General features: G+C 39.0%; 9 protein-coding genes. 5 read left to right on the forward strand and 4 right to left on the reverse strand.

Annotated elements, in window-relative coordinates:
- Positions 1–42: 42 nt before the first annotated feature.
- The 4 genes from FC65_RS01470 to FC65_RS01485 all read right to left on the reverse strand — a co-directional run bounded on the left by FC65_RS01470 (position 43) and on the right by FC65_RS01485 (position 5,653).
- Complete coding sequence (locus FC65_RS01470; protein WP_056971287.1) at positions 43–816, reverse strand: (S)-acetoin forming diacetyl reductase; 774 nt, start codon at positions 814–816, stop codon at positions 43–45.
- A gap of 150 nt (positions 817–966) precedes the next feature.
- A complete protein-coding gene (locus FC65_RS01475) occupies positions 967–2,739 on the reverse strand; it encodes an oleate hydratase (RefSeq protein WP_056971288.1) in 1,773 nt (590 codons plus the stop codon).
- Positions 2,740–3,056: 317 nt separating this feature from the next.
- Positions 3,057–3,935, reverse strand: coding sequence for a proline iminopeptidase (gene pepI, locus FC65_RS01480; RefSeq protein ID WP_056971289.1), 879 nt, complete (start codon positions 3,933–3,935; stop codon positions 3,057–3,059).
- A 98-nt stretch (positions 3,936–4,033) separates the two neighbouring features.
- Entirely contained in the window at positions 4,034–5,653 is a 1,620-nt protein-coding gene (locus FC65_RS01485) for a BCCT family transporter (protein WP_338088161.1), read from the reverse strand.
- Between the two features lie 439 nt (positions 5,654–6,092).
- On the opposite strand from FC65_RS01485, the gene FC65_RS01490 reads away from it, so the two are divergent.
- The 5 genes from FC65_RS01490 (at position 6,093) to gdhA (ending at position 10,655) form a co-directional block, all read left to right on the forward strand.
- Positions 6,093–6,299, forward strand: a complete 207-nt coding sequence (locus FC65_RS01490) for a hypothetical protein (RefSeq protein WP_056971291.1) — start codon at positions 6,093–6,095, stop codon at positions 6,297–6,299.
- A gap of 245 nt (positions 6,300–6,544) precedes the next feature.
- Positions 6,545–7,006 carry an NUDIX hydrolase gene (locus FC65_RS01495; RefSeq protein WP_056971292.1) on the forward strand — a complete coding sequence of 154 codons (462 nt, stop codon included), beginning with the start codon at positions 6,545–6,547 and terminating at the stop codon, positions 7,004–7,006.
- 50 nt (positions 7,007–7,056) lie between these two features.
- Positions 7,057–8,262 (forward strand): MFS transporter, encoded by a 1,206-nt coding sequence (locus FC65_RS01500; RefSeq protein ID WP_056971293.1) that lies wholly within the window; start codon positions 7,057–7,059, stop codon positions 8,260–8,262.
- A gap of 184 nt (positions 8,263–8,446) precedes the next feature.
- Entirely contained in the window at positions 8,447–9,076 is a 630-nt protein-coding gene (locus FC65_RS01505) for an HAD family hydrolase (RefSeq protein WP_056971294.1), read from the forward strand.
- Between the two features lie 232 nt (positions 9,077–9,308).
- Complete coding sequence (gene gdhA, locus FC65_RS01510) at positions 9,309–10,655, forward strand: NADP-specific glutamate dehydrogenase (RefSeq protein WP_056971295.1); 1,347 nt, start codon at positions 9,309–9,311, stop codon at positions 10,653–10,655.
- Positions 10,656–10,715: the final 60 nt, after the last annotated feature.

Raw genomic sequence — 10,715 nt, forward strand, 5'->3', positions numbered from 1 at the left:
GCGTAGTTTTTTACATTTAGAAAATTGCTTAGTTGTTAAGTGTTAATGGAATTGCATCCCGCCATCGACTTCGATCGTTTGACCAGTAATATAGTTTGAATCTGGTCCAGCTAAGAATGAAACGGCAGCAGCTACATCTTCCGGTTCGGAAAGACGCTTTAAAGCAATATCTTTCGCGAATGTTTGCATGCCCCAGTCATCATCTTTACCAGCATTTTTTCCAACTTGATGAGCAATGTCAAACATCATAGGTGTTTTTACGATCCCAGGAGCGTATGCGTTGACCGTAATATTTTCGCTTGCTAAGTCACGGGCTGCCACTTGAGTCAAGCCGCGTACGGCAAACTTTGTACTACTATATAATGAAAGATTAGGATTACCCACCACGCCAGCTTGTGAAGTTGCGTTGATGATCTTGCCTCCATTTTCATTTTTTCTGAATTGTTCAATGGCTGCTTGAATTCCCCAAATATCACCAGCTACATTAATATGGTAAACTTTGTCAAAGGATTCGGGAGTGATCGTTTCGATCGGAGTTGTTGGTCCAAGCCCCGCATTATTAACCAAAACATCAAGCCTGCCCAATTTTTCAACGACTTCTTTGACACCAGCAAAGAAGTTTTCACGGTCAGAGACGTCTAACTTGACGGCAATAGCAGACCCACCATTCTTTTCGATGTCGGCGGCAACTTCACTGCCTTTTTCTTTATTTAAATCAGCAATCGCAACGGCAAAGCCATCTTGACTTAAACGACGAGAAATTGCTTCCCCGATTCCTTGTGCTCCACCAGTGATCATTGCAACTTTTTTTGTCATGTTAAACCCTCCAAAGAATAATATTGAACCGCTTTCATTATAACGTATATGTTTTTTTAAATATATAGTTTGTTAGACATAAAAAAATCCCTCGCTAATTAAGCGTGGTTCTAATTATCACGAGAGATCGTGCTTAAATGTGGAAAGTTGTTAAATTAGTTTTGCATTTTCAAGTAGTTCTCCGAGCCAAGTCCCTTTAACTTTCTTGAGACCTTGATGCTTAATAAAACCAGGAATTGGCAGTTCGCTGTCAGTTAATTTTTGTTTGTCGTTCAAATAATACATTGATTTGAGAAGCTCGCGGATATCGTAGATGGAGTTGAAAACTTCAGGTACGCCGCGTTCAACATTTAACAAAGTATACACTGACTCCATGGCTGTCCTAATGGAATATTCTGTCGTAAAAACTGTGTCATGTGTCGGAGATTCAGCAAAGTTGCCAATGAAGGCCAAATTCTTTGAACCTGTTGGAACAATATCTGGACGGTCTCCCTTAACTCGCGGCATAAAATACGAAGTGATAAATGGCATATAAACAGGGTTAGTGTTGATTGAGTCTTGTTGAGCAAGTTTACTGATTAAGGCTTCTGGAACACCCAGGTGGTAAAGCCATTCCTCCGTGATCTCTTCACCAGTGCAATCTTCAATGTTTTTCTTGATATAGTTTCCTTGTGTATTGGAATACAAGCCATAAATCCATACGATAGTCTCATTTTCATTTTGCGATTTAAAATGCGGTTGCCGGTGAATGCAAAAGCTCATCATCCAATTCGAATCTTTGATCGTGATGATCCCGCCGGTATTGACTTTACCATCATGAAGGTCTCGTTTTGTTAAATGTTCAATGTAGGGTTCCACTGCGGGGTTTTTGACAGTAGCAGTTGCTGAAATGTACCAAGACTTTTTTGGAAGATTCTTGTAAAAGACTTTTGGATGACCGAAATCAGCAGATTGTTCTGCTAAGTTTTCCCATAATTCCCAACTTGGGCCAGGTTTTGATGTTGTTGGTGCAGGAGTATGGTGATCACCGTAAGTTGAACTTTCCGTAATAGAACCGTTTGTAACAAAGACGATATCATTATCAGTTAATTGAATTTCTTGTGGAGTATCATCGACGGTCAGTAATAATTTTTGCGCATGTTTTTCACCATTGTTAGTATTGACGATCACATTGTTAACGATTGTATTAAATTGAAAATCCACGCCATGTTTTTCAAGATATTTTACGAGCGGTAAAGTCATTGATTCATACTGATTATATTTGTTGAACTTTAAAGCGGTGAAATCAGGTAAACCATCAATGTGATGAATAAAACGCATGCAGTAACGACGCATTTCAACGACTGAATGCCATTTTTCGAAAGCAAACATGGTCGACCAATAATACCAAAAATTGCTGGTAAAGAATTCATCCGAAAAGTATTCTTCGATGGTTTTGTTGCTCAAACTATCTTCAGGTGTCATGATCAGTTTGACGATTTCTTTAGAAGTTTTACCTAAGGTATATTGCCCATCATCTGGAACTTCATTACCACGTGAATAAATCATGCGACAATTCGAGGAATTGGGGTCATCTTTATCCAACCAGTAGTATTCATCGAGGTATGAAGCGCCTGGAATCTCTAATGAAGGAATCGAGCTATACATATCCCACATACATTCAAAGTGGTTTTCCATTTCACGGCCTCCGCGAGTAACAAATCCAATGTCAGGTTTCTTTGTGCCGTCTAAAGAACCGCCTGCAACTGGTAATTCTTCTAAGATGTGGATGTGCTTACCTGGCATTTGTGCGTCACGAACAAGGAAAACGCCAGCTGCTAAACCCGCTAAACCGCCGCCAACGATATAGGCAGATTTTTGGTCTACGCCTGCAGGTTTACGTGCATGTACTAGAGCTTCGTAGTTTCCATTTGAATGATACATATAAAATGCCCCTTTCTATTATCACTATTCAAAATCCATTATAGCTTTATATTGTATATTTTTCAAATAAAGCTCCTGCGAAAGTATTAATTTAAGAAAAACTAAATTTTAGGAATAAAACATCCATCTGGATCTGAGAAAAAATACAAAGGTATAAGCTAATTTAGACTAATAATGGTATAACTGAGCTTAGTGGTTTTGAATTGAGGTTAGAAATCAGAGCAGCAATTGATCAATAATAAGAGTCATGACAAGATAAAAAAATAGAACTCAGAAAATAGTTTTTGAGTTCTGTTTCCTTATTTTAGAAAAATTATTTAATGTTCGGTTAACCATGAACTTAGCAAGTTAATGTATTCATCGTGGTGTTCAACAAACGGCATATGGCGACTGTTTTGGAATAACTTCCATTGAGCATTGGACAAATGATCATACATAGTTTTAGCAATTAACGGTGTACATAAGTCATCTGTACCATTAGTGATCAAAGTCGGAATTTTGATCTCAGCTAGTCTGTCAGTATATTCGTAGTTACGCAAAGTGCCGGTCGGAGTGTATTCATTTGGACCCCAAGCGGTCATGTAAGATTGTTCCCCATTGATTTTTGCCCTTTTTAAAGGCTCAGGTGAATCTTTGGTGACTGGAGCCGCCGCATGTAAAGCCATGTAGTGGGCATTGGCAGCTAAATAAGCAGGTTCTGAATAGTTTCCCGTTTTTTCAGCAACAACTATGGCTTCCTGTTCGGCTTGAGGCAAATATTTGATTAGCCGATGTTGTTCACTAGCCCATAGTTTTGCTGAAGATAAAGTACTTGATAAAATCAGGCTTTGCACTCCTTGCGGTTTTTTTTCCAATAAATACATTAGCGCTAACATGCCGCCAAAAGATTGTCCTAATAAATGAACGTGATCAAGGTGCAAGTAACTGCGCAATTCAGTTAATTCATCAAGCCAAGTTTGTGCTTGCCAAAGTTCTGGTTGATCTGGGGCAGAAGACTGACCGCAACCTAACTGGTCATACATAACTAATTGGAAACCTTCTTGTGCCAAGTCATCAAGCATTTCAAAATAATTATGGGAAGAGCCTGGCCCGCCGTGTAGTAATATTAACGGTGCTGTATTTTTTTTTGCTTCACCAACAATGCGAAAATAAGTTTGATAGTCGTGAAATGGCATATAACCTTCAGTGATCTTCATTGTGGCTCATCACTCCTTTTAACTCTATTATATATTTTTCTTTCTAAAATAAAATGACCCAGGTTTTTAATCCAAATCTGAGTCATTATTGATACTTATTATTGTTTGCTAAAGTTATGGTTGGTAAATGAGAGTATCAGCTTTCCCCGAACGGCAAATTTTCTTTCAACTGTATATTCTTGACGTCTGTCGGTATTTTCTAATTCATTTGGAGTGAAGATCAACTCACTGTCGTGTCGAACCGAACGATAGATCGAGTAAAGGACTAATAAACAAACTAGTGTTAACGGCAAACCAGCCATTACAGACATAGTTTGAATAACCTGGAAGCCGCCTACAAGAACTAAACTAAAGGCGAAGAACAAAAAGACAAAGACCCAGCTCATCCGATTGAAACGACTAGGTTCTTTACCGTACAAGGGTGTACTTGTAAATGAAGAAAGTACATAAGCGGCTCCAGAAATAGTAGTCGCCAATAAAATAAAGCAAGAAATAGCATAAAAAATCAACATGACCTTCTTGAATGGTAAGGTCGAGATCAAAGCCACGATCACGTCTGCTTGACTATGGTGATTTAAAATAGAAACAAGGTCAACTGTTCCAGTTTTTTGCAACCATAGACCATATCCACCCAAAACGGCATGAAACATTAAACAACCAGTGACGCCATAGGCTAGCATGCCAAATAGTATTTGCCGGATAGTTCTTCCGCGTGAAATACGTGAGATAAAAGTTCCCATTAATGGCATGAATGTTAGCCACCAGCCCCAATAGAAAATAGTATCTTGTTGAGTTGGACTAGGCTTAATGTTAACAGAAAGTGGTATGAATTTTTGCACCAGAACACCTAAACTTTTACCGAAGTCAATTATTAGATCATGAGTTGGACCGACAAATAAAATTACGATCAAAAATACAATAGCCAAATAAATATGAGCCATGCTTAAACGGTCGATCCCACCATTTAACCCCTTATAAACTGTTAATCCAAGAAGAACAAAGAGAAGTGAAAAAATTCCTAACTGCAGCCAAATGTTATTGGGGAGAGCAGTGACAGCAGAAAAGACAGTCGAAGTCCGTGGGACCTCCATTCCGATCGATGAGCCTAAACCGCCGATGATCCCGATCACAACCAGGAAGTCAATGATGGTCCGACTTATTTTTTTAGTGTTACTGTTTCCTTGTAAGAAAGAAAAATTATCACTCAGTTTTTGTGTTGGCTTGTTTTTTCTGTAGGTCACATAACCAATTAAGATCGCTGCTGGAGCAAACATCATCCACGCCATTGGTCCCCAGTTAAATTGAGATAAAGCGCTTGAAGCTACATAAGCTGAATCCGAGTAAGGCTTCAAACCAAAGGGCGGTGTTTGGATAAACTCAAGTGGGTCGGTGATACTTAACATCATAATACTGGCATCGATCCCAGTTGCAAAAACCATGGAGCCCCATTTGAAATTACTATATACAGGTTTGTCATTGGGTTTACCAAGTTTGATATTACCGTAACGGCTACATGCAAGCCACAATAAGAAGACAAAATTGATAATGAAAACTAAAAGGTAGAGCCAACCAAACCTAATGTTGATCCAACTTAAGATGCGAGCCAATGGCTTTTGTAAACGGTGGCCGCCAAACATTAAGAACAGGGCAGTCAGCCCGAACAAACCAACAACGGGTAGAAAAATGTGTTTATCTATAGCTTTGTGTGATAAAATAATAAATCCTCCTTAGGAAAATAACAAAGTGGAGAAGCCCGGGGTAAAAGGCGAGCACTAACGGGCTTTCATGCTATATCGCGGTGTGAAAGATAGCTAGGCACAACCTTTAGTAATTTGCTAAATAGTTTAATTATTTATTTCGCATTCGCACAGTTTTGGATACACAAATAGCGTTGCAACATCCGTCCACTGACAACTTGCAACAACGCTATTGCAACAAATTGCCGAGCTTCATCCGTAAATGAATTTCGTTTTCATTATACATCGTTAAATGTTTTTGTTAAGGGATAATAAGAAATAAGTGATGGATTATTGCAAAAAAGCGTTTTCTTCTTGAATTTGCTTAATAAATGAACAGAGTTATTGCTTTTTCACCCTAATATTTGTTACAACATAACTGGGGAAAGAAATTCCCCAGATCATCTAAGGAGGACTTTTTATGCGCGACGTAAGAGGATTACCAAATGAAGATGTTAGAAGAAAAATCGCTGAAAGCAATGTAAGTGAATACTATGTGGCAGATATGCTTGGTTTAAGTTTTAGCGGTTTTGCAACTCTGTTAGCGCAACCGTTGAGTCCGCAAGATCGTGAAACTGTATTAGACGCTATTCGTGAAGCAAAAAAGTCAACTGTGGTCAATGTTTAGGAATCAAATAAAATAGAATACTGATTTGAGAAGAGAGCTCCCTTTTGTAAATGACAAAGGGGGGCATTTTTGTTTTGGCGTCATGTAATATAGTTGGTTGGTGAGTAGTTTATCAGCTGTGAAATTTTTGAATGGTGCATCATGCTAAAATAATTATTACTTTTTTGCTATCTTCCCATGATATTCTAAGTGAAATATTGTAAAGTAGAATTAAATACTAATAGCGGTAAAGACAGGTGAATATTATGAGTGATTATATTAAAGATATCCGTGGCAAGGTTGGACACATGCCTATTATTTTAAATGCTGTGGCAGGTGTAGTGGTGAATGATGAACACAAGATATTATTACAGGAACGGACAGATACACACAATTGGAGCCTTCCTGGCGGGTACATGGAATATGGGGAAACTTTTTTAGAAACTTTAAATCGAGAAATGAAAGAAGATAGTGGCCTCAAGGTAGAAGTGGTCGATATGATCGGTACTTTTGAGCAAGGATTTACTACTTATCCCAATGGTGACCAAGCCCAAGTGATCAGTAGATTATATCTGGTTGAACCTGCTGGAGGATCATTATTAAAGGAACAAACAGATGAAACGTTGAGTTTAAAATATTTTTCATTTAGTGACCTGCCTCCGTTATTGAATCAACAAAATATGGATATGATCAAAGCGGCAGCAAAATATTTTCACGAAGAGTTCTAATGATACTTTAAAGCAAGTGATTCAAAGAAAGATAGGCGTATGAGATAAAAATGGTAAAAAAGGGACAACTGGCTCAATGGCAAAAGAATATGTATGCACTCTGGTTAGGAAATTTTGCGACTGGGGCAGGCTCAAGCATGAGTTTGCCTTTCTTACCTTTGTTTGTCAGTACTTTAGGAAATTTTCCCAAGTGGGAATTAACTTTATATGCAGGCCTTGCTTTTTCCAGTACATTCTTAAGTCAAGCGATAGTTTCGCCGTTGTGGGGAAAACTAGCTGATAAGACTGGACGTAAACCAATGTTGCTGCGTGCTGCGATCGGAATGACAATTACTGCAACTTTGACCGGTTTCTCGACAAATGTATGGATGCTGATTGCGTTAAGGTTGATTCAAGGTGCCTTTTCAGGATATATAAATAATGCATATGCACTGATCGCCAGTGAAGTTCCTCGGGAATACAGTGGGAAAACGATGGGAACTTTGACGACCGGTGCCGTTGGCGGACAACTGGTAGGGCCAGTTTTTGGCGGAATAATTGCTGGTGCGTTGGGCTATCGGATCCCGTTTTTTATTTTTGGAGCTTTAATGTTGATCGCTACTTTAGTGACACTTTTTGGTGTGAAAGAAAACTTTACTCCTATTAAAAAAGATAGTCAGCAGGCCGGACAAAGCGCTTTTGCAGGAATCAAAAATATTCACATTGTGTGGGCGATGTTTGTCTCATCGATGTTGATTCAGGCGGCCACCAATTCATTCAATCCGATCATCAGCTTGTTTGTTAGGCAATTGATGCATGGAAACGGAAATGTTGCTTTTGCCAGTGGGATCGTGGCTGCTTTACCCGGAATTGCTACACTGCTTGCTGCACCGCGATTAGGGCAGTTGAGCGACCATATTGGGGCGAAAAAAGTATTGATTGCTGGGTTGGTATTATCAGGAGCTTTATTTTTCCCAATGTACTTTGTTCAAACGGTTGTTGTATTAGGCGTTTTACGTTTCTTTGTCGGAATTGCCGACGCAGCTTTAATGCCTGTGACTCAAACGGTTATGTCATTAAATACACCGCCGAGCTCAGTTAGTCGGATCTTTAGTTATAATCAGTCATTTCAAGCTATCGGCTCAGTGATCGGTCCCATGTTAGCATCTGGAGTTGCTGGTATTTTGGACTATCGGTATGTTTTCATCATGACGACATTTTTGGTATTGATCAATCTGGGAGTAGTTACTTGGGCGTACCGTAAAGATCGTAAATAAGTTAGTACTTGAAAATCGGTATTCACAGTTTTGGTTTTTATTTATTAGGCTCCGAAGTTCAAATAATTTTGCATAGTTAATTTGAATCTTATAGTGTCAAGAATGTACTATAGGGCCTGAGTTTGATAATACTTGTTGTTTCTCACTTTTCTTTGCCCTGTTTCACGGAAGGATGGATCTGAGAATGAAAAAGAAGTTAATTTTGTTTGATGTTGATGGAACTTTAGTAGATAGCTATCCGTACTATGAAAAGATAATGTTAGCTGCTTTACCAAAATTTGGTGTAAACCCAAGCCAGGCTCAGTTGAGTCGCGCGTTTACTATGACTGCCAAACAGGAAGTTGAGTATTTTAAGATCCCAGTAGGTCGGTTGGATGAATGGTTTGCTGAATATGATGCGATCGCGCAGAAAGTTGAACTTCAACCAGAAGCATATCCTGGAGTAGACAGGATGTTCGATCACCTACTGGCTGCACCTGATGTCAAATTAGGGATCGTTACTTCACGGATCACTGCAGATGCACAAGAAAACTTGCAGTCTTTTTGGTGGTTCAAAAAAATGTCATTGATCGTTACTTCTAGTGATACTAAGCATCCTAAACCTTCTGCGGAACCTCTGCAGTTTGCCTTAAATACATTAGGATATCAAGCAGAAGATGCCTTTTATATTGGTGATGCTGATACGGATGAAAGCTCCGCTATTAAAGCAAAAGTAACGTTTGGCGGTGCTCTTTGGGGTACAGGTACCAGAGATAATTTTAAATCGGAACCATTATTATTGGATTCACCAGAAGACGTGATAATGATCGTGTGAAAATAGTATCAAAAAATAACGGTTTGGTGAAGAATTGACGAAAAAACGTAACAGTTGAGTCCTAGTTGAATGAAATAACATTTAGAAATTATGTACGGCAGATTTCTAAATGTTATTTTTGTGGAACTTAGCAGAAAATAGTTGACATGCAGCTCAGCTTTATTAGAAAATGGTTGTATATAAATTAACATACGATTAAAAACGATTCGAGAATTTGAAAGGAAGGTTATGAATGACAAAGGCGCAAGAATACGTTGCAACCGTTAAGGAAGCAATTCAACGACGTGATCCAGAACAGACTGAATTTCAAGAGGCAGTTTTTGCTGTGTTGGATTCACTGATTCCGGTGCTGGACAAACATCCAGAATATATTAAGGCCAACTTACTGGAAAGGATGGTTGAACCGGAACGAGTGATCGAATTTCGTGTTCCTTGGCAAGATGATGCAGGAAATTATCAAGTTAACCGTGGTTATCGAGTGCAGTTTAATTCAGCCATTGGCCCGTATAAGGGGGGATTACGTTTCCATCCCAGCGTGAATTTAAGTACAGTCAAGTTTTTAGGATTTGAACAGATCTTTAAGAATAGTTTGACTGGTTTACCGATCGGAGGCGGTAAAGGCGGAAGCGACTTTGATCCTAAAGGAAAATCTGACAGTGAAGTTATGCGTTTTTGCCAAAGCTTTATGACAGAATTAGCTCGTCATATCGGTCCAGATCTGGATGTACCTGCAGGGGACATTGGTGTTGGCGGACGTGAAGTTGGCTACTTGTTTGGTGCCTATAAACGGTTACGAGGTTTTGAAAATGGTGTCTTAACTGGCAAGGGACTGACTTTTGGCGGCAGTGCTGCACGAGTAGAGGCAACGGGTTATGGTTTGTTATATTACACTCAGTCAATGCTTGACGCACATAATGATAGTCTGAAAGGCAAGAAGATCAAAATTTCAGGTTCAGGAAACGTAGCTTTGTATGCTTTGCAAAAGGCAAATGAGTTAGGTGCTAAGGTTATCACGGTATCCGATTCCGACGGCTTTATTTATGATCCTGATGGTATTGATTATTCAGCTGTCAAGGAGATCAAAGAAATTGAACGCGGACGCATCAAAGAATACGCCCAAAAAGTTTCAACAGCACATTACATGGAAGGCTCTGTCTGGAATTATGACATTGATTACGATGTTGCTTTGCCATGTGCTACACAAAATGAGATCGATCAAAAACAAGCAGAATTAATGGTCAAAGATCATGTTAAGTATATCTGTGAGGGAGCTAATATGCCAAGTATGCCTGAAGCAATCAAGACCTACAATGAAAATAATATCTATTATGGTCCTGCAAAAGCGGCTAATGCAGGTGGTGTAGCTGTTTCAGCGTTAGAAATGAGTCAGAACAGTGAACGCTTGTCATGGAGCTTTGATCAGGTCAATAATAAACTTGAAACTATCATGCATTACATCTTTAGTAAATCAGAAACAGCCGCTAAAGAATATGGTGTAGAAGGTAATTATCAAGCTGGTGCTAACATTGCTGGTTTTGAAAAAGTTGCGACAGCGATGATGGCCCAAGGATTGGTTTAATTAAAATTATATATATCCTGAATTATTCATCCCCGATTTAAAATTGAAGTGCAACACTTG

The organism is Ligilactobacillus acidipiscis DSM 15836, from assembly GCF_001435755.1.
Lineage (GTDB): Bacteria > Bacillota > Bacilli > Lactobacillales > Lactobacillaceae > Ligilactobacillus > Ligilactobacillus acidipiscis.